General features: G+C 46.2%; 23 protein-coding genes. 17 read left to right on the top strand and 6 right to left on the bottom strand.

What is annotated here, in order from left to right; all coding sequences use genetic code 11:
* Positions 1–120: 120 nt before the first annotated feature.
* From H7T88_RS03470 to H7T88_RS03430, 9 genes are all read left to right on the top strand, one after another.
* Entirely contained in the window at positions 121–846 is a 726-nt protein-coding gene (locus tag H7T88_RS03470; RefSeq protein ID WP_154982962.1) for a class I SAM-dependent methyltransferase, read from the top strand.
* Between the two features lie 74 nt (positions 847–920).
* On the top strand, positions 921–1,634 hold the full coding sequence (locus tag H7T88_RS03465) for an SDR family NAD(P)-dependent oxidoreductase (protein ID WP_221786875.1): 714 nt from the start codon (positions 921–923) through the stop codon (positions 1,632–1,634).
* On the top strand, positions 1,631–2,167 hold the full coding sequence (gene pgsA / locus H7T88_RS03460; RefSeq protein ID WP_221786874.1) for a CDP-diacylglycerol--glycerol-3-phosphate 3-phosphatidyltransferase: 537 nt from the start codon (positions 1,631–1,633) through the stop codon (positions 2,165–2,167). The genes H7T88_RS03465 and pgsA overlap by 4 nt, the downstream gene beginning before the upstream one ends.
* A 174-nt stretch (positions 2,168–2,341) precedes the next feature.
* The gene (locus tag H7T88_RS03455; RefSeq protein WP_221786872.1) at positions 2,342–5,011 is read left to right on the top strand and encodes a winged helix-turn-helix domain-containing protein; all 2,670 of its coding nucleotides are present in this window, start codon (positions 2,342–2,344) and stop codon (positions 5,009–5,011) included.
* Positions 5,012–5,144: 133 nt separating this feature from the next.
* Complete coding sequence (locus H7T88_RS03450; RefSeq protein ID WP_221786869.1) at positions 5,145–7,238, top strand: S-layer homology domain-containing protein; 2,094 nt, start codon at positions 5,145–5,147, stop codon at positions 7,236–7,238.
* Positions 7,239–7,421: 183 nt separating this feature from the next.
* Complete coding sequence (locus H7T88_RS03445) at positions 7,422–7,874, top strand: GNAT family N-acetyltransferase (RefSeq protein WP_221786868.1); 453 nt, start codon at positions 7,422–7,424, stop codon at positions 7,872–7,874.
* Positions 7,871–8,320, top strand: coding sequence for a GNAT family N-acetyltransferase (locus H7T88_RS03440; RefSeq protein WP_090922101.1), 450 nt, complete (start codon positions 7,871–7,873; stop codon positions 8,318–8,320). The genes H7T88_RS03445 and H7T88_RS03440 overlap by 4 nt, the downstream gene beginning before the upstream one ends.
* A gap of 199 nt (positions 8,321–8,519) precedes the next feature.
* A complete protein-coding gene (locus H7T88_RS03435; protein WP_221786867.1) occupies positions 8,520–9,740 on the top strand; it encodes an RtcB family protein in 1,221 nt (406 codons plus the stop codon).
* A gap of 266 nt (positions 9,741–10,006) precedes the next feature.
* Positions 10,007–11,185 (top strand): DUF4272 domain-containing protein, encoded by a 1,179-nt coding sequence (locus H7T88_RS03430; RefSeq protein ID WP_221786866.1) that lies wholly within the window; start codon positions 10,007–10,009, stop codon positions 11,183–11,185.
* A 67-nt stretch (positions 11,186–11,252) separates the two neighbouring features.
* Here H7T88_RS03430 and H7T88_RS03425 read toward each other — a convergent pair whose 3' ends face one another.
* The gene (locus H7T88_RS03425) at positions 11,253–11,531 is read right to left on the bottom strand and encodes a SunI/YnzG family protein (RefSeq protein WP_090922105.1); all 279 of its coding nucleotides are present in this window, start codon (positions 11,529–11,531) and stop codon (positions 11,253–11,255) included.
* Positions 11,532–11,724: 193 nt separating this feature from the next.
* On the opposite strand from H7T88_RS03425, the gene H7T88_RS03420 reads away from it, so the two are divergent.
* The gene (locus H7T88_RS03420; protein WP_221786865.1) at positions 11,725–12,237 is read left to right on the top strand and encodes a GrpB family protein; all 513 of its coding nucleotides are present in this window, start codon (positions 11,725–11,727) and stop codon (positions 12,235–12,237) included.
* Between the two features lie 84 nt (positions 12,238–12,321).
* Positions 12,322–12,858: a hypothetical protein gene (locus H7T88_RS03415; RefSeq protein ID WP_221786864.1), complete on the top strand. Its 537-nt coding sequence runs from the start codon at positions 12,322–12,324 to the stop codon at positions 12,856–12,858.
* A gap of 77 nt (positions 12,859–12,935) precedes the next feature.
* Here H7T88_RS03415 and H7T88_RS03410 read toward each other — a convergent pair whose 3' ends face one another.
* The 3 genes from H7T88_RS03410 to H7T88_RS03400 all read right to left on the bottom strand — a co-directional run bounded on the left by H7T88_RS03410 (position 12,936) and on the right by H7T88_RS03400 (position 15,528).
* On the bottom strand, positions 12,936–14,048 hold the full coding sequence (locus H7T88_RS03410; RefSeq protein ID WP_221786863.1) for an MFS transporter: 1,113 nt from the start codon (positions 14,046–14,048) through the stop codon (positions 12,936–12,938).
* 90 nt (positions 14,049–14,138) lie between these two features.
* On the bottom strand, positions 14,139–14,672 hold the full coding sequence (locus H7T88_RS03405) for a TetR/AcrR family transcriptional regulator (RefSeq protein WP_221786861.1): 534 nt from the start codon (positions 14,670–14,672) through the stop codon (positions 14,139–14,141).
* A gap of 85 nt (positions 14,673–14,757) precedes the next feature.
* Positions 14,758–15,528 carry a DeoR/GlpR family DNA-binding transcription regulator gene (locus tag H7T88_RS03400; RefSeq protein WP_154886981.1) on the bottom strand — a complete coding sequence of 257 codons (771 nt, stop codon included), beginning with the start codon at positions 15,526–15,528 and terminating at the stop codon, positions 14,758–14,760.
* A 341-nt stretch (positions 15,529–15,869) separates the two neighbouring features.
* On the opposite strand from H7T88_RS03400, the gene H7T88_RS03395 reads away from it, so the two are divergent.
* The 5 genes from H7T88_RS03395 to H7T88_RS03375 all read left to right on the top strand — a co-directional run bounded on the left by H7T88_RS03395 (position 15,870) and on the right by H7T88_RS03375 (position 20,325).
* On the top strand, positions 15,870–16,829 hold the full coding sequence (locus tag H7T88_RS03395; RefSeq protein WP_221786860.1) for a metallophosphoesterase family protein: 960 nt from the start codon (positions 15,870–15,872) through the stop codon (positions 16,827–16,829).
* Positions 16,830–16,916: 87 nt separating this feature from the next.
* Positions 16,917–17,774 carry an EamA family transporter gene (locus H7T88_RS03390; protein ID WP_090922113.1) on the top strand — a complete coding sequence of 286 codons (858 nt, stop codon included), beginning with the start codon at positions 16,917–16,919 and terminating at the stop codon, positions 17,772–17,774.
* Positions 17,775–17,865: 91 nt separating this feature from the next.
* Positions 17,866–18,711, top strand: coding sequence for an AraC family transcriptional regulator (locus H7T88_RS03385; protein ID WP_221786859.1), 846 nt, complete (start codon positions 17,866–17,868; stop codon positions 18,709–18,711).
* Between the two features lie 303 nt (positions 18,712–19,014).
* A complete protein-coding gene (locus H7T88_RS03380) occupies positions 19,015–19,545 on the top strand; it encodes a nucleotidyltransferase family protein (protein ID WP_312027574.1) in 531 nt (176 codons plus the stop codon).
* Between the two features lie 24 nt (positions 19,546–19,569).
* A complete protein-coding gene (locus tag H7T88_RS03375; RefSeq protein ID WP_221786858.1) occupies positions 19,570–20,325 on the top strand; it encodes a YdcF family protein in 756 nt (251 codons plus the stop codon).
* 97 nt (positions 20,326–20,422) lie between these two features.
* Here the strand turns inward: H7T88_RS03375 and H7T88_RS03370 are convergent, their stop codons facing one another.
* Both H7T88_RS03370 and H7T88_RS03365 read right to left on the bottom strand, forming a co-directional pair.
* Entirely contained in the window at positions 20,423–21,868 is a 1,446-nt protein-coding gene (locus tag H7T88_RS03370) for a M56 family metallopeptidase (RefSeq protein ID WP_221786857.1), read from the bottom strand.
* A 9-nt stretch (positions 21,869–21,877) separates the two neighbouring features.
* Positions 21,878–22,252 carry a BlaI/MecI/CopY family transcriptional regulator gene (locus H7T88_RS03365; protein WP_154886970.1) on the bottom strand — a complete coding sequence of 125 codons (375 nt, stop codon included), beginning with the start codon at positions 22,250–22,252 and terminating at the stop codon, positions 21,878–21,880.
* A gap of 227 nt (positions 22,253–22,479) precedes the next feature.
* Here H7T88_RS03365 and H7T88_RS03360 point away from each other — a divergent pair, with 227 nt between their 5' ends.
* Positions 22,480–23,010 (top strand): hypothetical protein, encoded by a 531-nt coding sequence (locus H7T88_RS03360; protein ID WP_221786855.1) that lies wholly within the window; start codon positions 22,480–22,482, stop codon positions 23,008–23,010.
* Positions 23,011–23,061 lie beyond the last annotated feature (51 nt).

Raw genomic sequence — 23,061 nt, 5'->3', positions numbered from 1 at the left:
AATGTTATAATAAAGTGTAGTGAATGGAGTAGGATTTTATGCAAAAATGCTAGTGGAACAGCAGAGTAACAATAGTGGAGAAGTACCCATTTTAAGCGTTAATACAGGAGGAATTGAGACTTGGAGAAAACGATAAAAAGTGTGCAGGATCTCTATGATATGCTCGATGCGGATTTCAGATCGGCCAAGCAATTTTGGGAGCCGTTCTATGAGAATCGGGACAGACCCATTCCGTTTTTTCCAAACAAACCAGACGAGAATCTGGTTGCTGATGTAGAAGCTGGACGGTTAAGAGGGGGCAGAGCACTGGAGCTGGGATGTGGCCCCGGCCGGAATGCATTGTATTTAGCGGGACACGGTTATCAGGTTGATGCCTATGATCTGTCAGAGACTGCGATTGCTTGGGCCAAGGAACGGGCAGCGGAAGAACAGCTGGATGTTCATTTTGAATGTCGTTCGGTGTTCGAACTGGCGCCAGAACAGCAATATGATCTAGTCTACGATTCGGGCTGTCTACACCATTTGTTACCGCATCAGCGTATTCCTTACATTGAGATGATTCATCGTGCATTGAAGCCCGGAGGGTTGTTCGGCATGACCTGTTTTGCACCAGGATTCGGCGATCAAGGCGGCCCGGAGCATGTGATGGACGATTGGGAAGTTTACCGTGAGAAGTCAATGCGGGGCGGACTTGCTTTTACGGAGGAGAAGCTTCGGTATTTACTGGAGGACCCGTTTGAGTGTGTGGAACTGCGTCCAATGAAAGCGATGGGGCAGGAAGATCCGTATTTTGGTTTGCCTATTTTGTGGGTGACCATGTGGAGAAAACCGGAAGAGCGTGACTGACACGTTTAGAGATGAAATACATATCAATCCTGCGGCATTAGAGCAGATATGAGAATTGAAAGGTGAGGAGCATATTGGGTAACAGAACCTTTATTATTACAGGTACATCCAAAGGCATTGGTAGACAGCTTGCAGAACTTTGTTTGGAAAAGGGAGACTCCGTCTACGGCATAGCACGCGGAGCATCCGACTTGGGCAATATCTACGAAAGGTACACTCATGTCCAGTTCGACCTTACAGACATTCAGGGCATCGACGATGTAATCTCGGGCATATTGGAGCAGATTCCGCTTCTTTCTGTGGAATATATCGGACTTATCAATAATGCGGCCATGCTTGAACCGTTGAAACCCATAGATCAGTGTCTTGCGGACGAGATTAGCGTCCATCTGAATATTAGCCTAGCCGCACCGATGATTTTTACGTCATCTTTTATTCATCATACCAACCATATAACGGCACGCCGAAAAATTATTAATGTGAGTTCCGCATCGGGCAGTTATCCCGCTCCTTCGATGGCTGCCTATTGTACATCAAAGGCAGGAATCAACATGTTTACACAGTGTGTTGCGATGGAGCAAGTCTCACAGTCTAATCCGGTGGAGATTGTCGCCTTTGATCCAGGCATGGTGGATACGGAATTGCAGGCTGTGGCGAGAGGAAAAAGTACAGAGGAATTTGCACTGTCTGGCGCATTTCGAGATGCTTATGAGACAGGGCAATTGAAAACCCCACGTGATGTGGCATTGGAAATCCTGAAGTTACTGGAGGGGGCGAAGGAGCAGTGAATCTGGCAAACGGGGTCACTCTGGCAAGAATCGCATTGATTCCGCTGTTTATGCTATGCTTTCTCGTTCAGCAGGAGCCGGGTTTGATGGTTGCGGTAATTATTTTTGCACTAGCCGCTTGTACAGATAAACTGGATGGGTATATTGCCAGAAAGTACAATCAGGTAACCAGGTTGGGTAAGTTGCTCGATCCTCTTGCAGACAAGCTTCTCATTTCAGTGGCACTTATTATGATGGTTCAGGTGAATATGATTAGCTCGTGGGTTGCAGTTGTTATTATTGCACGTGAAATTGTAATCACAGCCTTGCGTATGGTAGCTGCAGAACAGGGAATCACACTTGCTGCTGATCGATATGGAAAAATAAAAATGGTTCTTCAAGTCGTTGCAATCCTTACCGTTTTACTTCATCATGTGATATTTAGTACTTTTACAGATTTGAGAATAGATATGATTTTGATATGGATTGCGACAGGTGTTACGCTATTATCCGGTTTGAATTATATCATCGTCAATTTGAAGTTGCTGAGATAAAAAGATAAATAATCGTCTCATTTGCCCTGTACTGTCTGTGCAGGGTTATTTGCCTTTGGTTTTTGTATAAAATGGTGTGCGGCATCGACGTTGTTCCCTGTATACTTAGAATGTCTAAATGTACATACAACGATTTCTATAATGTGCACCCCAGTGCGGGTTCAGGAGGATTACATGCAGCAAGAACAAACAGCTGGTTTCCATGGCGACTGGCTTCAATTTATGATTTTGGCGAACAAACTGGAATTACCCCCTCTACCAGCGGATACCATGGATCGTCCAAGGCTCAGTTCGCAATACGATGAAGTTATGCAATCCAAGATGACGTTGTTGACTGCTCCGGCCGGTTCGGGAAAATCAACACTATTGGGGAGTTGGCTGAGAAGTGCCGCAGGGCAAGCGGCTTGTGTCTGTCTGGATGAAAAGGATCAAGATCCATTTCAGTTTTGGCTGTACATTATTCATGCGTTGGACCGCGTGAGACAGGGGTTATGTGGGGAGGTCCTGCCTGATTTCTTGCAGCGCTATCCAGTCGAGCCGAGAAAAGCACTAATTTTGCTGTTAAATCGTGTTGCCCAGATTGATCAGCCTACGATGCTTATTTTGGATGATTACCATGTTATAACGCAGCCGGAGATTCATTCGCAGATGCAGGAATTTATTGAAAACCTTCCTTCGTCTATCCATCTGGTCATATCGAGTCGGACGTATCCTCCGTTTAAGCTGGAGAAGCTACGGCTGAGAGGGGAATTGAAGCAGCTTACCCTTCAGGAACTTGCGTTTACAGCGGAAGAAGGCATTGACTTTTGCCAGAACGTTATGCGTATCGAGCATGCCAGCGAGAATGCACTTGGGTGGGTACAGCACACAGAGGGTTGGGCAGCCGGGTTAAAGCTACTTGCTTTATCTCACACATTAGGTGCAGGCACGGTGAAAAGTTCAATGGTAAACATGACTTCATTCCCACCTCGTACAAAGGATCAAGAAGCAGGCAACAGAAACATCTCGGATTATTTGTTAGAAGAGGTATTCCAGCGTCAGTCACCAGAAATGCAACGCTTTTTGCTTCGAACTGCAATAACAAGAAGGATGAACAGCCGTTTAGGTCAGGTGTTAAGTGGTTTGCATGAAGCTCCACAGTTGTTAAAGCAGCTGGAGAAAGAACATCTTTTCCTTATCCCTCTGGATCGGGAAGGAGAATGGTACCGTTATCATCATTTATTCTCGGCATTCCTGAGGCGTGAGTTGAGACGGAATCACGCCGAGTTGGCCAACGAATTACATGGTTTTGCCGCACTTTGGTATGAACAGAACGGATATCCATCTGAAGCGCTGGATCATTATATTCTTGGGCTACATTTGGAAGATGCCGCAAGATTGCTAGAAGAATTGTTCGCCCATTTTATCATGGGAGAGTGGTGGACACTTCGTAAATATTTTGATGTTTTGCCGCTGGAAATAGTGAAAGCTCGTCCTAAGTTATATATGTCTTATTTGTTTCTTGTTGCACGTGAAATGCCTTATGGGGAGATGGTGAAGCAACTGGATGAGCTCGAGCATGTCATCCGCGTGCATCTCCAAGGGCAGGTTGCGCCAGAAATTATTGAATATTTGTTGCAAGTGATCTGTGTCATGAGAGCCTATATGGCGTATCTTAACCGTGATTTAGAAGGACTTTCTTCTTATCTGGTGTCTTATATTGATCAGGGTTACCCTGATGATATCGCGTTTCAGTATATGGACTACGATCGAAGAGAGAGCATGCGTATGCGAAGTTTTCACGGCGTTCATGGTTACTTGAGGAGAGCTGAAGCTTGTTTTGGAGCCATTACAAAGCGATGGTATGATGAACCTGCCTATGTAACGTCCTACTACGGAGCAGGATATGGTGAGGTTTTGATGGAACAGGATCAGTTATCCGAAGCCGTGAAGTATGCGGAACGAGCTCTTGAAGTGGCCTTGCAGATCAAAGTGGCGGCGATACTTGTTCCTGCATATGTACTGAAAGCTAGGCTTGAAATACATTCAGGTAGAGCTGAGGAAGGTATAAAGCTGTTGCAGCAGGCTGAGAGTCTGCTGTCTGAGAAAGATAGAGAGTACTGGAAATCTGTATTAGAAGCACATCGCAATCGAATAGGGCTTGAGCAGAGCCCTGTGGACACGGCTACCCACATTCTCGCTAATCCGGTAGACGAACAACAAATGCTCGTTGAAATGAGCTGTGACCAACTATTTCAATGGATGGTTCGATTACGTGCTGCCGTGGCTCTTGAACATTATGATTACGCACAAGAGGAACTGCAACGAGTTCGAGAACATGCTGAAAAACGCGATCTGTTGACGGAACAGATTGAATGTGCCCTGTTAGAGTCCGTAATACTACAGAAGCAGGGGGACTCAGGTGCTGGTATTGTAGCCTTATCGCGTGCTCTTGTTTTGGGAGAACCTGAAGGATATATCCGTTCATTTGTTTCCGAAGGCGAGCCGGTAAAATGGCTACTTCAACAGTATTTGGTGCTTCGCCGTAAGAAGGCCATCTCGGATGATGGAGTGAAATTAGCTTATGTGAAGCAATTACTCTCTGCTTTTGTCCAAAACCAAAAGGTACGGGGCCGTTCAGCACCAGATGAAGCAAAGCATGTACAGAAAGAAGTGGGACTGAGTCCCATGGAGCAGAAGATATTTGGTCATATTGCAGAAGGGTTGACCAGCAAGCAGATTGCTGCCGAATTTGGGATATCACCTGGAACCGTAAATACTCACATTCGCCGTGTGTTCGCCAAACTCGGAGCAAGCAGTCGCACGCATGCGGTACAAATTGCTGAACAGCGGGGCTTATTATAAGTTATGAAACAATGTCTACTTTTTTGTAGACTGTTTGGATGATGTCGTCTCTCCTACAATGAATCTAACGAAATAACGCTGTGAATTTCCAGTGTCAATAGCGATAAGATTCCGTAGGAGGTTGTGTTAAGAAATGTCTAATCATCATTCCAATTACAAAGGTTACTCTAAACAGCGTCGGAATAAAGTTGTGCCATATATAGCCGCTGTGTTGTCGTTCACTCTCTTTGGTGCTCCGGGAGCAGTAGGTGCCGCGGAGGATGGAACAAGTATCCAGGACTTGCAGCTTGCTGCCCCGTGGGCCCAGCAAGCTATTGAAAAAGCTACCCAGCAACAATGGATTATTCCAGACGGAACAGGTCGTTTCAACCCAGATGCACCTATGACAAGAGGGGAACTTGCACATATGTTAGCTCAGCTTCTGGAGATCAAGGTCTCGTCTTCAGACCAACGACCGAAACAGTTATTTAAAGACTTAGAGCGTGCAAGTTCGGGCGAATCTTATATCTATGCTCTTAACTTAACTGGGATTATGAATGGATATCCCGATGGTACATTCCGGCCGAATGGTGTAGTGACGAGAGAACAGCTCGCTGTTACGATGATTCGGGCACTGAAGGTGAAAGGGTATGATGGGCTATCTGATGGTCAACAATCGTTATCATTTAAGGATAGTAAGGATATTAGCGCCTGGGCTTTGCCCGGTGTGCAACAGGCCGTTGGATTAGGTCTTCTCAAGGGGGAAAATGGATATTTTGCACCCAAACGTTCCACGTCCAGACAAGAGATGGCTGTCATTGCAGTGCGGGCAACAGACACGATTCGAGAATTGAGGGAATCAGGTTCAGAACAAGATGGTTCTAATTCGCAGGCTCCAAAAGATAATCCAGGCAAGGTAACGGAGACACAAGGTACAATTACAGGAACAGTAGGTACTGCGAATGGTACAGGTACAGGGAACAACAACAACAATAATACTGGAACAACGTCCGGCGGAACAACAGGTGGAGGAAGCGGAGGATCGGTTAGTCCGTCTGTACCTTCAACCCCTTCCAATCCAGCAAATCCATCTAATCCAGGAACCAGCAATCGTGCTCCAATCGTTGCCCCTGGAGGTTTGCCTGCTCAGGAATTGACGTTGGATCACGCTTCTAAGGACTTGCAGGCCTCTTCTTATTTCAGCGATCCAGAGGGTGGACCATTGAAGTTCGCTGTCTTGTCGGGAGATGAGAACATGGTATCTTCTACTGTGACTGACTCGGTAATTCGCCTTGCACCACGAGCTGCTGGTCAGAAGATGCTGACCATTCAAGCTACTGATGAACAAGGTGCCAGTGTAACGGCACAACTCCAGGTTACCGTGCAAGTGAATACGATTAGCCGCCAATTCCCTGACGAGCAATTGGCTGGAGCTATGGCATTTTGGCTACAGAAGGGGCTAGATGATCCGCTGACCAAAGCAGAATTAGCTACGGCACTTGTCCAGACTCAAGGAGGATTGTATGCAAGAGATGCTGGCATTTCCGATCTTACCGGTGTCGATATATTTAATGGATTAAATGTCGTAGAAATTGATTTATCTGGAAATAACATAAGCAAAGCGGATGCCTCTGAATTTGAACAATTAGAGTGGCTTGATCTGTCGAACAACCGTCTGAGTGAAATTAACGTCACAGGGCTTGAGAAGTTGCATTACCTAAATCTGAGAGATAATGAGCTTAGTGTGCTGGACGTGACAGGGCTGACTTCCTTGCAAACATTGTTTATGCAAAACAATCAGCTTGTTCACATTCCAGGGGGACTGGTAGATTTAATGAATTTGGAATATGTAAGGTTAGATTCCAATCAAATCAACCTCAGAAAAGAACCAGATTCCATAATGCATCATGCCCTGCTACTGAAAGAAGAACTGATATATGGTTTTGATGGTTCTCCTCCTAAATTGATCGAGGCACCAGCAGGAAATACAGCTTATGTAGGTGGAGATGAAATCGAGATAGACTTGTCCTACATGTTTAGAGATGAGGATGATGACAGTTCGACCCTTAAGTTAGAAGCGACATTTTCTGATAATCAATTAGCAACTGTTCGAATGGTTGGACAAAACTTATACGTGAAAGCATTAGGAACAAGTAATACGCCTATACGAATTGGGATAATGGCTACAGATCCGTTGGGGATGACGGGTTGGGGGTATGTAGATGTTTATCTGACCGAAGCCCAGTAGCTAGTAGCTTAGTCAGAATTGAATGGAACGATAACAAACGCACTTTCCTATGAGGGAGGTGCGTTGTTTCCATTTTGTGTAATTTAGTATAAGATGAGTGAGATAACGTTAAGCGATAATATGAAATACATAGATAGTAGATTGCGAATTTTAATTGATGTAGAACCGAGAGGGAGAGCAAATATGCCAAATACCAACATTACGCCAAGTACCGAAGAAGATTCAGCCTATGTCCGCCAGCAACTGGTCGCTTACAATGCGGCACATGTGAGCGAGGCTTTAAGGAACAGATACGAGGAACTTCATTTTCATATTCGAAACGAGGCAGGGCAGATTGTAGCAGGGGTACTGAGCACCTTATGCTGGAACTGGGTCGAGCTAGATATCTTGTGGGTTGATGCCAAAGAGAGGCACAAAGGGTATGGAACGAAACTGCTACAGGAGGTAGAGCGTTTGGCCCGGGAGAAGGAGTGTGATTTCATTATGCTGAACACCTTCTCGTATCAGGCTCCTGAATTTTACCTAAAACACGGGTATGAGCTGATGACGATGATCAAGAATGCACCTACGGGACACCAACAATACTATTTCAAGAAGGATCTCATCAGATCAGAAGGAGCAGAGGCATCACGATGATTACAATTAAACAGATTGAACCGCAGGATTTGCCTGCGTTAAACCAGCTGTACCATGAATTGATGGGTACACCTCCCAATGAACAGCATATGAATGCGCAGCAAATGCAAAAGACGTTTCAGCAAATGAAGAAACAGGGTCAATACTATGTGCTTGGAGCCTATGATCAGGATAAACTTGTGGGATCGGTTATGGGAGTTGAATGCATGGATCTGATGGGTTCTTGCGAGCCATTTATGGTCGTCGAAAATGTCATTGTCTCCGAACGGGTTCGCAGGCAGGGTGTTGGACAGAAGCTCATGCTTAAGATCGAACATATTGCCAAAGATTTGGGATGTGCGTACATCATTCTGGTGTCTGGAGATCAGCGTAAGGAAGCCCATCGATTTTACGAGAAACTGGGCTTTAGAGACGAGAAGGTTCAGGGATACCGAAAACATTTATAAACGGCAGTATTCTTTCTATACACTGTAAAAAAAGGGAGTGAGCCCCTAGCGGACGCTCTCTTTTTTAGTGAGCGAACGGAAAAGGGGAGCCTTTTTTACAGCAGTATAGCGTATCCTACACCTATACTTTAGTAGCATATCGAGAAGGATAGATTTTTGTTAAACTTTAGGAAAAAGAATACATAGGAGGTTACCGAATATGCGTATCGTGGATAACATCAAAGTCTGGGGGGAACCGCTGGAGAATGCCGTCAGTCAGGCGGTGACTTGTTCGAAATATGGAGATGTGCTGGGCGTGGCCTTAATGGCTGATCATCACAAGGGATATTCGCAGCCGATTGGCGGAGTGGTTGCTTACCGCAATATGATCAGTCCGTCAGGAGTGGGGTACGATATTGCCTGCGGCAACAAAGCTGTGCGCACGAACCTGATGTGGGACGATATTCGTGACCGGATTGCGGTCATTATGGATGATATTAATGCAACGATCTCATTCGGCGTAGGCCGGAACAACCCAACCCCGGTGGAGCATGAGCTGTTCGACGATCCGAACTGGAAGCTTTTTGATACCATCGAAAGCGGATTGCAACAGAAGTTGAAGACACTCGCACGCAATCAACTCGGAACCGTCGGTAGCGGCAATCATTTTGTCGATATTTTTGTGGAAGAGCAGACGGGCAAGGTATGGATTGCCAATCATTTTGGCAGCCGTGGCTTTGGGCATAAAGTAGCGAGTGGATTCCTTAATCTGGCGGCTGGACGGGAGTTCAGTGGCAAAGCACCGGGTGAATCGATGGATCAGCCGCCGACCCTGTTTGACTTGAACAGTGAAATGGGTGATATGTATTGGGCGGGTATGACACTGGCGGGTCGTTATGCCTATGCCGGAAGGGATTACGTGATTGAACAGGTGCTTGATATCCTTGGAGCGAGTGCTGAATATGCCGTACATAATCATCATAACTTTGCGTGGAAAGAGCAGCATATGGGCGAGGAAGTCGTCGTTGTTCGTAAAGGAGCGACACCGCTGGCACCGGGCCAGCTTGGCTTTGTCGGCGGGAGTATGGGGGATATTTCGGTCATTGTAGAAGGCATTCATAGTGAGGAGAATACGGAGTCTTTCCGCAGTACGGTTCACGGGGCAGGACGAATCATGAGTCGTACGCAGGCGGCAGGCAAAATGAATTACAAACTTCGCACGCGTATGGGCGGCGAAATTAGTGAAGAACAGATGCAAGCCGCCATTCGAGCATATGGTGTGGAGCTCCGTGGAGCTGGCACGGATGAGAGCCCGTTTGTCTACAAAAAATTGCAAGACGTGCTGAATGCGCATGCCAATACGCTCAAAATCAATCATGTACTGCGCCCGGTAGGCGTAGCGATGGCGGGTGACAATGAGTTCGACCCCTACAAGGATTAATCGAAGATCAACCTGGGGCACGTATTATTTTTTTAAAAAAACTATATAAGTTGAACTATTTTTTACACATTAACGGAGAAGAAAGAAAAAACCTGAAGAAACGTAGCGGTCGCCTTTATCACCGGGTTTTCCCCTTTGTAAAAGGGAATCACAAAAATCTGGGGATAACAGCGATTGGAAGGTTGTTCTGTCTTTGAAGTGGCCTGTGTAAAATCTTTAGTCTAACTTAACAAGAATTCGGACACAAGAAGGAGGGCGAACACCCCATGAGAAACTGTGCGATATACAGCTCCCAGTTTGACCTGGATCAGTTGTATGAAATGATCCAATCCATCTATCCTGATGCTGCCATCCAGCGAAGAGAAGACCATACGCACATACAGGTGATTCAGAAGAAATGGTTTAGCAAAAAAACAAAGGGCTTCAACATCATGACAAGCCAGACGCATCCCGAGGAGTTCGGCACGATGATTCAAGGTATGCTTGGGTTTATGAGTCAGATCGAAGGGCGTAATGCTGCGCTTCAGGAAAAGGTACTGATTAAATGCTCCACCCTGAACATGGTAATCGGCATCGAGACAGAGGAAGATATCTCGGAAGAGTTCTTTAACGAGTTATTACAACTGGCTGAAGCGCTGGATGCCGTCATTTTCTGGGGAGGTGGCTCCCTACTGAATGCTCAGGGTCAGGTGCTTCTGGATGTAAACGGAGAATCCGAAGTAGAGGATTACACGGTAACCGCACACACGAGTTATCTGGATGACACTCGTCCACCCTCAGTGGATGCTGTGGACCGCAAGGCACGTTCAGAGCAGCGATTAGCGGCGCAAGGTGTTCCGTATAATGCCAATCTGCCTGCAAGAGCGGGAGAACAGGACACGACGATTCGAACGAAGGAAGAAGTTGCGCAGCGTGCTGTAGCTCTCTGTATAGCTGCCCTAAAAGGTGAGTGCCTGGGAGCAGGTGAGAGTAACGATGACACCGCGGCGCTTGTGCAGGAAGTCATCGACAAGTATGATGCGTCCGCCTTCTTTTCTCCGGATGAAAAATCTTTTCTGGATCAGCATGGAGCACAGCAGCAAGAGGTCATTCGCTTCTCTTGGGGATATGAGGCATACCATGTCATGCTATGGGCACTAGGGTACGTGGAAGAATTGAGTGCACCTACTGAGCTGTGCAACGTAAGTAAGGACGTTGGTTATCTACAGCAAAAGGACAGCTATGCAGAGTTCCTGTCGGATGCCACTCTGCGTAGTAAAGATGAAATTTTGGACGAGGCCGACTTGATTTATCGGTACAATTGGGTCTGTGTAAACAGCAGAATTAAAGAGGAGTTACCACCTGCAGGTTTAAACCCCGGTGTAGCTTATGAACGGCATCGCGCCCTTAACTGGCTGATCTGTTATCTCGATCAAGCGTGGGACGAGGTACGGACGGATACGTAAATGAAATCAAATTGAAAAGAGCCATCGACTAGATTTTTTAATCTGATCGGTGGCTCTTAACTATGTGCTATTCGATAGATGAGGTTACTGAGGGAGAAACCATGGCTTGAATTGCAGGATACATGTTCTCGCTGCTCGTAAATAAAATGTAGGATTGATGAGTGGTTCGGATCAGAATCCGCTCGGTTGAACGAGCATAACCGATTCGGACAGCTGAAGGCTCACTTCCTCCATAGGTGTTATCTAAAGTTACAGATGTGATTTGTGAAATGGGGATTTCAATCTTGGTAAACTGCCAGCGTATGATCAGTTGATCATCTACTTGCTTTACGTTTACATCAAACATAGGATGACCTCCTTCTTTTGTGCAAGTTTGTAAAAATAAAATGCTAGGAGATGCAAAACGACGAAATCGTTATGCATAAACGATAGTTTCAGTTTATCATTTATGGTTAAAAATCCCTAATTAATAAATGGCAATTCAATTAGATTTGCAACATAAGATATAATGTATGATTGGTTAAAGGAGTGAAGTAGTCATGAAGGAGCTTGTTGAGATATGTGAATATGATCCAGAATGGGTGGAGAATTACTTCATTGAGCGTGAACAAGTGATGAGGGTGCTGAAAGACATTTTTGTAGAGATGGAGCATATCGGAAGCACATCCGTACCAGGACTTGGGGCGAAATCCTTGATTGATATGATGGCAGGTGTGTCTGATCTTCAGGATGTGAAGCAAAAGCATATCGATTTATTGTCAGCACTGGGTTATGAATACGTACCCAAACCTGAGTTTCCAGAACGTCTTTTTTTTCGAAAAGGGGAGTGGCGAGCTGGCACCCATCATCTGCATATTTACAAATATCAGGGGAAGGCGTGGAAGAATCAGCTGGCCTTTCGCAATGCACTCACAAGTGATCCTGGCTTAATGAAGGCCTATGATACATTGAAAAGAGAGTTGGCTCGGCAATTCCGTAATGATCGGGTCGGATATACGAATGGTAAAGCTTCGTTTATACACTCTGTAATAGAGAATGCCAGTAAGGAATAGGGCTAGATAGAGATAGACTTGAACCAGCTGGCATCAAACCCGAGTTGTTGAAGTAATCCCATCTTCTGCAAGGAGAGCATCAGCATGAAAAACCTCGATGGTTACCATTATTTTGAGACGAATGCAGGTCCCTTCCGTAATCTTTCCAGCCTGTCTCCAAGAGAAGCGGAGGCGATTTCGCAACAGATTCGGCAGAAGGGCCGAGTATTTGCGAGTAAGCGTTCATCCGACTACATAACAATCATAAGAGAGCTTGAACAGCTGGCATATGAGAAGTTCACGTATAAAGGGGGAAAGCCGACTCAGGACTATCCTCATTATCTCACGCTAGGTGTATGCCCCTGGCTGGAAACATGGTACAAGGAGCCGAACCATATCATCATTCCATGGGAAGCATTGCCGGCAGAAGTTGTGAGCTTTACGTACGGTGATCTCTTCCCAACGATGCGTTATGAAGACGATAAATCCTATCGCAAGCAGGTTTATACCAAAGACGAAATCGGTGAATTGATTCAGACTTATGGTTTGCCGCAGGAGTGGAATCGAACGGGCGAACATGGGCCCGAACGATATATTGAAATTCAAGTCTGGGACAACGAGGTTATACGGGCATATCGTTAAATCCACTCATGACGATGCTTTATTTACGTTTACGATTGAATAGAACGTAGCTTGGCTTTCGATTGTTCAGAGCCATCTTAAGCGGGTTTAACACGAAGGAATAATCCCAGCAAACCGAGTATAGCAAACGCCATAAAAGCTGCTGTGCTGGAAAATACCTCGATAGTATATCCCGCCATAAATGATCCTAGGAATTGACCCACGCCCAGCGCGAGAAATGCAAGACTAATGCCGATGGAGACATTTGGCTGGAACAGTCTCGTTGACCATACAATGAAAACACTTGTTAGAAAAATGTACGTGCTGCCGAACAGGACGGCTGAAACCATACTTGATGTCATCGAAGGCAGGACAATAACGCCAAGCGAAATCGATAACAACAGAATGCCTATACGATAAGACCAGCCTAACTCAATCCGTTCTATAATCCGACCCGCACTTCCGCCGAGTATGCCTGTCACGCCCATAACAATCCAGAACAAGACGGCTTCCGAATCGGAGGCCCCTTTCTCGTCCGTTAGAAAGTTTCGGGCGAAAGTCCAATAGATCGCAGAGCTTGCGCCTGTTAACATACAAGCCATAAGCAAAGCCGATCCCGGTCTGGTGGGTCTCATGCAAGACCAGATGGACTTCGTACAAGGGAGTGTTTTGGTAGCGGGAATCGCATGTCGGTTCCATAGCAGTACGGTTATTCCGATGAGGGCGAACAGAATATAACTTATACGCCAGTAATCGGTGAATAGCAAGTAGAGTGGACCGGAGACGATAATGCCAAAGCTGGTGCCTGTATTGATCCAGCTGTTCCCTCTGGCGTGCAGATCTGGTGCGAGTTCTGCGCTTACTGCATTCCCGAGGGCTGGAGATGCCCATCCTGTGCTGAGTCCGGCAAGAAATACGCTGACTGCAAGCAGCCAGGTATCATGTGCCAGTCCGATGCCGATCAAGCCAAGAATAGCGCTGATTCCAGCTAGTTGAATGACGTAATGGTGCCCTTTGTGATTAATGATAAGCGGCGCAGTAAGAAGGGCAAGACAATAAGCAATATAGGTTGCCGAGTTAATGGCCCCGGATGCCGATTCGGATAATTGTAAAGCCTCGGAGATTTCTGGCATAAACAGTCCGTAACTGAAACGCCCAAAAGCATAACATACTGCGATCAGGGCAACGCCAGGAAGAACTATCTTTTTCATTGAATTTCACCGCCTTATTTTAGATAGAACGATCATTATACTTCTTATGAAAATAAAAAAGTGAGTTGAAATATGAACTCACCCTTTGTGTTATGAATTGAAACTATTTTGAGTCATGTGAATCAGTTCCCGGCAGACCTCTTTTACATTTTCCGTTTCGGCCAGCGCGGTCGAACCCTCTAACAACAGCATAAATTGCATGATGCTTCGATCATTTGCTTCGGGATCACTTTTTTTTATCAGGGTTATGAGGTGTTTTTTGTGCCCGTTAACGGTTTGTACGATAACATGGTTTGGATCAGCCCCGAATTCTTCCTTCGCTCGTAAAAAAAGACATCCCCTGGCTTCATGTTCCATCAGCCACTTGGCATGACCCTCAGCCAGATTGAGAAAGACGGACTGTGCCTTGTTATCTGCATATATATGTAGTTGCTCCAGATAGCGCTGTTCGCGGCGCAGAAGCACCTCGACAATCAGGTCTTCCTTGGATGCAAAGTGATTATATAACGTCATGATGGCCACGTCAGCATCGGTAATGATCCGTTTTAGGCCAATGGCATGAAAGCCATGCAGATAGAACAGGTCCTCAGACACGTTAAGAAGCGTTTCCTTTTTGCTACTCATAATCGCTTGGGCCACTCCTTTCACCCATTTTTCAGTAAAAATAGAATGATCATTATATCCAAAATATAGAATGTGTATATCGATGTCAATCTGAAATGACAGTTTCAATCTCCAGTCGCCCAAAGTTTTCGATCCATTCAGTAGGGCAGCTTGAATCTGTAATCACCATGGATATGTGATCGGCAGGTGCAATTCTGGCAAACGTGGAGCGTCCAAACTTGGTGTGATCCGCCACCAGGATGGCTTCTTCGGCGCGTTCCATCATTTTACGCGAGATCAGGGCTTCCTCCAGTACATAATCGGTAATTCCATCGGTGAAGGAAACACCTCCAGCCGAAATGAACGCTTTGTTCACTTTGAACTGGTCAAGTATCTCATGTGCCCCAGGCCCAGTGGCGGCTTGAACAGCAGTGTTGATTTCGCCTCCGGCAAAAATGATTTTACCTGTAAAAGATTCCAGGGCAATAGTCAGGATGGGTACAGAATTCGTAATCACCGTGATAAGGGAGCGATGTTGCAATTGGCGCATGATTTCGAGTGTGGTTGTACCGTTGTCGAGCATGATGGTTTCGCCGTCTTCAATCAACGAAGCTGCCGCGGCGGCAATAGCCTGCTTTTCTTGAACTTGCAACTGTGAGCGCTTCTGGAAGGGCGCTTCGATCATACCTGAGCGGACACGTACAGCGCCCCCGTACACTTTACGTAATTCACCTTCCTTCTCCAGCCGATCCAGATCCCGCCTTATGGTTTCCGTGGATACCTGAAATAGCTGAGCCAACGTTTGTACCTGAACTTTGCCTTGTGTGGCAAGCTGGGCAAGGATCGTCTGTTTTCGCTCCTCATATGTTAACGACATTCAAATTCCGCCTCCGTTACGTTCTTTTATAGAAGTTTGGCCTTTGTGTGGATTGTTGTTGTTTTTAACAGTTTAAGTTGATGAAAATCACTTGTCAATTTCATTCGGTAGATATGGTTGTTAGATATCAAGAGATGAGTTGACAGAGGATAGATGTGGCGATATTATCATATGAAACAACTAAAAACCACAATAAACCACATTTTAAAACGGATTGAACACGAGTTATTTCAAGCACTAATCAGCAATACATATAACCAATAGATCTAACTGCATGAATGAAGTGAAGCTTATTGCTCGCGTTCAATGCGTATTCATGTGGTATTCGGGAGGACAACACAGTGAAACGACCGCTTGCTTTTCGTGAAAATGGAACCTTTACCATCGTACAATTTACCGATATACACTGGAAAGACGGGCGGCCTGAAGATCTGCGAAGCCGGCGGATGATGCAATCAATCATCGGACTGGAACAGCCGGATCTGGTTATTTTCACAGGAGATGTGATCTACACCGGGCCTGTCGATTCGGGAAATCAGGCGTGCGAGCATCCGGAGCAGGCTTTTCGCGATGCTGTCTCGGCTGTGGAGGCGTGTGGGATTCCGTGGGCTTTTGTGTTTGGTAATCATGATGCCGAGCAGCGAATCACTCCAGCGGAGCTCATGCGTGTAGTTCAGGAGCATGCGCATAGTGTGACGGAAGCCGGTCCGCGTGATATTGCAGGATTGGGCAATTACACGCTGGAAATTGCCGGAGCGAATGGACTTCCGGCAGCGGTGTTGTATCTGCTCGATTCCGGGAGTTATTCGACCGTGGAATCGATCCCCGGTTATGGCTGGATTCAGCAGAGTCAGCTCCGATGGCTGATGGATGAATCCACACGCGTCAATCCCGGCCGCAGCCCGGGGGATAAGCTGCCAGCCTTGGCGTTTTTCCATATCCCGATTCCGGAATATCAACTGATGTGGGACAGTCGAGTTTGCTATGGCAACAAATATGAACCTGTCTGCTGTGCGCAAGTCAATTCGGGTTTGTTTGCTGCACTGCTGGAGATGGGGGATGTAATGGGTACGTTCTGCGGACACGACCATGTGAATGATTTTCACGGCCGGTATCAAGGGATACGTCTTTGTTACGGGCGTTCGAGTGGTCATAGTACCTACGGAAGGGAAGGTATGCTACGCGGAGGACGTGTCATTCAGATGCGTGAAGGTGAGCGGGAGTTTAATACCTGGCTTCGTCTGGAGGATGGATCGGTGGTGAATGAACAGCCGGAGCATCAACCGGAGACCGCGACGTAAGGTATTCTAGAGTGTACTATAGCGTGGCAAGGGAAATAGAAAGAGATAAGCAAATAAGCAAGGAAAACAGAGAGGGACGTATACAGCATGATTTTACCGTTAATTCTGGTGCTTGCTTCAGGAATGGCACATGCCGTCTGGAGTATGTTTACAAAACGAAGTTTGAACAAAAGTGTTTTTCTATGGTCGATTATGATGATTCCCACCGTATTGCTGCTGCCTGTGCTGGTGGTAGAATTGTCCCGCGAGTCGTTACCCGTGTCAGCTTATGCGCTGTTGATCGTGTCGATGGCACTTCAGGCGTTATACTCCTGGCTGTTGTCTCAGACGTATGAGCTTGGTGATCTGTCTCAGATCTATCCGATTATGCGGGGCACGAGTACGTTGCTGGTGCCGTTGATCGGGGTTGCTTTTCTAGGAGAAAGGTTGTCGGGATTCGGATGGTTAGGCATTGCCTGTATGATTGTTGGTTTCATCGTTCTTAGCGGTGTGGGGAGCAGGAAGGGACAAGCAGGCTCTGGAATGAAGGGGGCGAAGCCAGTTCTGATGGCCTTGTGTGTGGGGTTATGTACGACGAGTTATGTATTTGTGGACAAATTAAATCTGCAACATATTTCGCCCTTGGCGTTGCTTGAGGTTACGAATATTGGTTTTGTGGCTGGATTAACGCCAGCGCTGCTCGCTTCAGCTGGCTTGCGTCAGGAATGGAAGGTCAATCGTTCGACGATTTTGCTTGGGGCTTTGCTGAATCCGGGATCATATCTGCTCTTTCTATTTGCACTGGAACAGGCTCCGATGGCCAGATTGGGCCCGCTTCGGGAAGTGGGAACGGTATTTGCGGCTTTTCTCGGGATTTGGTTATTAAAAGAACAGCAGGGCATGAAAAGGATTCTCTGTTCCATCGTTATTTTTGGCGGCATTCTCCTGATTGGTGTGTGGGGATAGGATAGAAAGACATCGGTCAAAAGAAAGCACAAAATGACAGGCTTCTCTACCCTTCTTCGTGTATCATCATAAGCAAGGAGTGATGTAGTACATGAAATGGATTGAAGCCATACAGAAGTCGATTCAATATATAGAAGAGCATCTACTGGAGCCTATGACGACGGATCAGATTGCGGCGCATGCGCATATGTCGGCATTTCATTTTCAACGTATCTTTGGTCTAATGACCGACGTTACCGTGGCGGAGTACATCCGGCGCAGAAGATTAACCCTGGCGGCCAATGAACTGTTGCAGGGAGATCCCAAAATTATGGACTTGGCCTTCAAGTATGGTTATGATACGCCTGAATCGTTCACCAAAGCTTATCGCAGACAACATGGAATATCGCCAAGCGAAACCCGAAAGTCCGGTGCTTCAGTCCAGTCGTATAATCGACTCGTTATTCAAGTCAGTTTACAAGGAGCAGAGCCAATGAAACATCATATTGTCGAACAAGAGGCATTTTCCATCGCAGGCATCAAACAACGCTTTTCATATGTGGATGGGCAGCATTTGCAGGGGATTCCTAATATGTGGGAGGAAGCGTATCACAGCGGTGCAGAGGATCGGATAGCTGCATTGAATAACGGGGTTATCCCGGGTTTGCTAGGGGTGTGTGTAGATCAGGGCGAGATCGAGGACAAGCAGATGGAGTACTGGATTGCAACAACGTATGAAGGGGAGCAACCGGAAGGGCTATCTACGTTCACGTTCCCCGCGAGTAAATGGGTGGTTTTCGAGGTTGAGGAACCGATGCCTCAGGGAATACAAAAGCTGTGGAAACGTATTGTAGGTGAATGGTTCCCTTCAAATGCATACGAACATGCCTGGCTGCCTGAACTGGAAGTCTACCGCGGCATGAAACATGCGCCTCAAATCTGGATACCGATTAAATAGCCCTATAATAAGTATTAAATATCTGGATCGTAAGCATTAATTATCTTCACCAATGATCATCGATCAATATGACATCATAACTCCGCTCAGGAATCGTGATTTTCAGGCGTGCATTCGTTTTGGATGTACATGAAAATGACAGCTTGAGGGGAGTTGTTTATTTTATTCCAGGGTTCGAAACATGTTATATTAAAAAACAGTAGTCTCATCCACCCCTAAGAACGACGGACGGCCAAGCTGGAATGAAGATATCGGATTCGAGTAGGTCAAGGAGGATTTGCTATTCAATATGAAGAACGACTTGTGCAAACGTTGCGACAACATGAGCAGATCATGCAGGATCTGCGGATTGTACGTTCGCTAGAGTTGCCCGATTGTTACATCGGTGCGGGTTATATTCGTAATTACATATGGGATGATCTTCATGGATTTACCAGACGGGAGCTGCATAGCGATATTGATGTTGTTTATTTTAATGCTGCCGATCTTGAAGAGGAACGGGATTACGAACTTGAGCAGGAGCTTTGTACTGCAACAGGTAACTCGAAGTGGTCGGTTAAAAATCAGGCCAGGATGCACCTGCGCAACGGAGACATGCCGTATCACTCGACTGAAGATGCACTGCGCTTTTGGCCTGAGCGAGTAACAGCCATCGGTGTACAACTACATGCTGACGATCAAATCAGGATATGTGCCCCTTATGGGCTGGAGGATCTGTATGCGTTGGTTGTTCGCAAAAGTCCGGCGTTTATGGACGCTGTCTATTATAACGAACGTGTGTGCAAAAAGAATTGGCAACAGCACTGGCCCAAGCTCACGATTGTAAGGGCATAATATAACAAGTGTGGATGTCTATGTATGGGAAGGAGTGTTGCTGTACTGATACAGAAATTTTTACGGGAGAAAGGATATATTTTGGATCTGATCCTACTGGCGTGTTTGGTTTTCTTTCTGATCTTTTGGGGCTGGAACTTTGCCGTGAAATTTTTTACTCTCCTCGCGGCAACCTTTATCATATTAAGACGGATTGATTATGAGAAACACATCTGGCTGAAACGTGGGTTGTTGGTCGTTTTCGGCATTGGCGCCGTTTCCTTTATCATTATTGAAGCTCTGGTATTTACCCAGCTTGGTTCAAAGGAAGAGGAGCGAGCGGACTATGTCATCATACTTGGGTCGGGCATCAAGGGAACCGAATTGTCTCTGACCTTGAAACAAAGGTTGGATGCCAGCTTGGATTATATTCGCACTCACCCGCAGACTCCAGTCATTGTATCTGGTGGACAGGGGCCAGGTGAATCCATTTCTGAAGCCCTTGCGATGAAAAATTACCTGGTGGATCAGGGCATTGCCCCTGCTCAGATCATCATGGAGGATCGCTCGACAAGTACGCAGGAAAATTTGGCTTTTTCTAAAAAAATCATTCTTGCTTCCGGGCTGGAACATCCCAAAATTATGATTGTCACAAGCGATTACCACATGTTCAGGTCGAAATATATTGCGGCCAAAAACGGATACGCTGCAGAATACGGCATATCCGCTCCTTCACCAGGGTATTTAAAGCCGATTAATATGATTCGTGAATATTTTGGCACTGTGAAGGCGTTTTTATAGTCAAACGAGAAACAGGACGAAGCGGAAGGAATAAAATGCTTCGTCCTGTTTTCTATTTTTTATGGTGAACACTACATTAAACTTGGGTGGACAAGACTCATTTTTTTGCAGAATCGCTAGAAGCAGCTCTAAGCTCAGTTGCTCTGGACTCGGCAGCTGCTCTGGAGTTGTCAGGTGCGATTACAGCCTCAGAGACCTTATCTCGAGGAGAAGTGGTTCTGGAAGCAGCCGCTGGAACAGTAGCCTCTCTGGCATTGTCAGGTGCAATTGTAGCCTCAGAGACCTCATCCCGAGGAGAAGTGGTTCTGGATGCAGCCGCTGGAACAGTAGCCTCTCTGGAGCTGTCAGGTACAATTACGGCTTCAGAGACCTCATCCCGAGGAGAAGTGGTTCTGGAAGCAGCCGCTGGAACGGTAGCCTCTCTGGAGCTGTCAGGTACAATTACGGCTTCAGAGACTTCATCTCGAGGTGTAGAAGCACTAGGTTCGGTGGCTCGACTGGCAGTCTCTCTGGAGTTGTCAGGTACAATTATAGCTTCAGTGGCTCCACGCTCTACTTTGGGCGTATGACTCGATGCCCATACAGCTGTAGACGTACTTGCTACAGCAATTAAACAAACGGATGAAATTGTTATGATCCAATGTTTCTTTTTCATTTTTTTGACATCAAACATCATCGTAAGTCTCCTTTTTAATTGTTTTCCCTCCCCTGAAAGGGATGAGCAAAATTGCACAGGCAAGCTTTGCGCTCCTGCGGTGACATTTAAAATGGTTTCGCCATAACGTTTGCGATCTTCGATGGACATCTTCCGGACAACCTTTTCATCACAAGAAAATTCACTCCAGGTGTGAATCTCTTGGCGAAGGAGGTGAACGAGAGGATTGAACCAGTGCAAAGCGCTGACCGCTAGAGTGAGTGCCTTGACCCACAAATCTTTATGTTTAAGGTGAGTTAATTCATGGTGATAAACAAGACCCATATTCAAGTGAGCTGTACCCGCTTGAGGCAAATAAATCGTAGGTTTCGTTAATCCGACCAGCACGGGACTTCGTAACATTGGACTATATGCCAGGTTGACATGCTGCCGAATACCTAACTTTTCTTTGATCATGGGGAGCAGTAAGGCGGCCTCACTATTTTCTTTTACATCTGACTGTGTACGTTTCAACGCATGGATGAATCTGTAATAACAATAGATCTGCCACGTCGAATAACTGAAAACGCCTGCCCCCCAAGCACCGAGCAAAACATACGCCGCCGTAGAAGATATCGTCCATTCTGTGGTGATTACTCCTTCAAGCATGCTGTTCAAAAAGTTTGATTGTTCAAGGTTTCGGTGTGAAGCATGATGAAAAAGACTGGAGAACCATGTCATTCCGAACGATAGGGGCAGTACATAAAAGGCGAAAGCCATTTTACTCAGCCCGTAACGCCAGGAAGCGGGGAAAAGATGTACCGGCAGAAGGCGCAAGGCAAGAATGCAAGCAGCGGCAATGCTTCCAGCCACCGTCAACGTTATCAGCAGATCAATAAAGAGATTCATGCGCGCCACCTACTTTTCCGACAGCCATTGTTTTAGTTCGGCAATGTCTTTCTCTGAAAGCTTATCCCCGTCATACATGGCTGAAACTAGATTTTTAACAGAGCCTTGATAGAGGCCATCGAGTACTGTTTTGGTTTTCTGAAGTTTGTAGTCTTCTGGCTGTAAAAGAGGCTCATAATAGTTGGTTCGACCCTGTCTCGTGACAGTGAGCGCCCCTTTATCCACCAGTCTGGATAGGAAAGTGGAAATGGTCTGTGCCTTCCACGCTTTTCCCTTTTCCTTAAACATGTCTAACAGTTCGGAAGAAGTGACCGGAGGAGTACAAGACCAGATCACCTCCATCAGTTCCAGCTCGGTTTCGGACCATTTTTGAGTTTGGTGCACCAAAGAAGCACTCCTTTACAACGTTATGCGTCCATAACGATAATTTTATTACTACACTACGTAGTAAGTATAAACTACTACAACATGTAGTATATAGTCAAGCGCAGTGTGTGAGAACCTCGTTTCTTCCTCTGTTTGTCAAGAGGGTTCTGTTTCTATATCCCAGATTCAACGAAGAAAAGCATGTTATACTATAGGTCAACAATAGATGACCGAAACAGGAGTGAATGATCATTACAGCATATCAATTACCTGCTCTGAAGGAGCAGAACATGATTTCAACGAACGATTTACAAGACATTATTCGCATGCTCGCCCATGCGCCTTTACTGTATGATGATGGTCAGCATATTCAGGTTCAGGATTACCTGGAAGGTCTTGAGATAGGGTTAACGCATGATATTCGTCGTGCAGCGATTGAATTGTACGAACTGGGGGTCAAGGCTTGTCGCAAATTTACGGATGTACTTGCCTATGAGCAGTTGCAGGATGTGCTTGGTCTGCAGGCTGAGTTGTGGCAGGAAGGTGTGCTTGCACTGCAAGACTGGATGAATTGGCTAAAAGAAATTGGCGAAGGGCGGCGAACTTTGCCTGAGTATGATTTTGCATCCATATTGGGTGAACTCCCCGAAGGGTATATGATTCATGATTTTCATGACGAACTACAGGTTCGACTAGAGCAGGATGCATCGAATGCTTGGGCGAACGAAGAGAGAAGTCGGTTATATACAGCGATTGGCGTGCAAGAAGCAGGCTGAGAGAGCGATTTGAATGAAATTGAACTTTTTAAACGTCGATGGGCGTCTCTC

The organism is Paenibacillus cucumis (ex Kampfer et al. 2016) (assembly GCF_019748695.1).
Lineage (GTDB): Bacteria > Bacillota > Bacilli > Paenibacillales > Paenibacillaceae > Paenibacillus > Paenibacillus polysaccharolyticus.
Note: the sequence above shows the minus strand (reverse complement) of the source record. Positions and strands in the feature narration are given on the sequence as shown.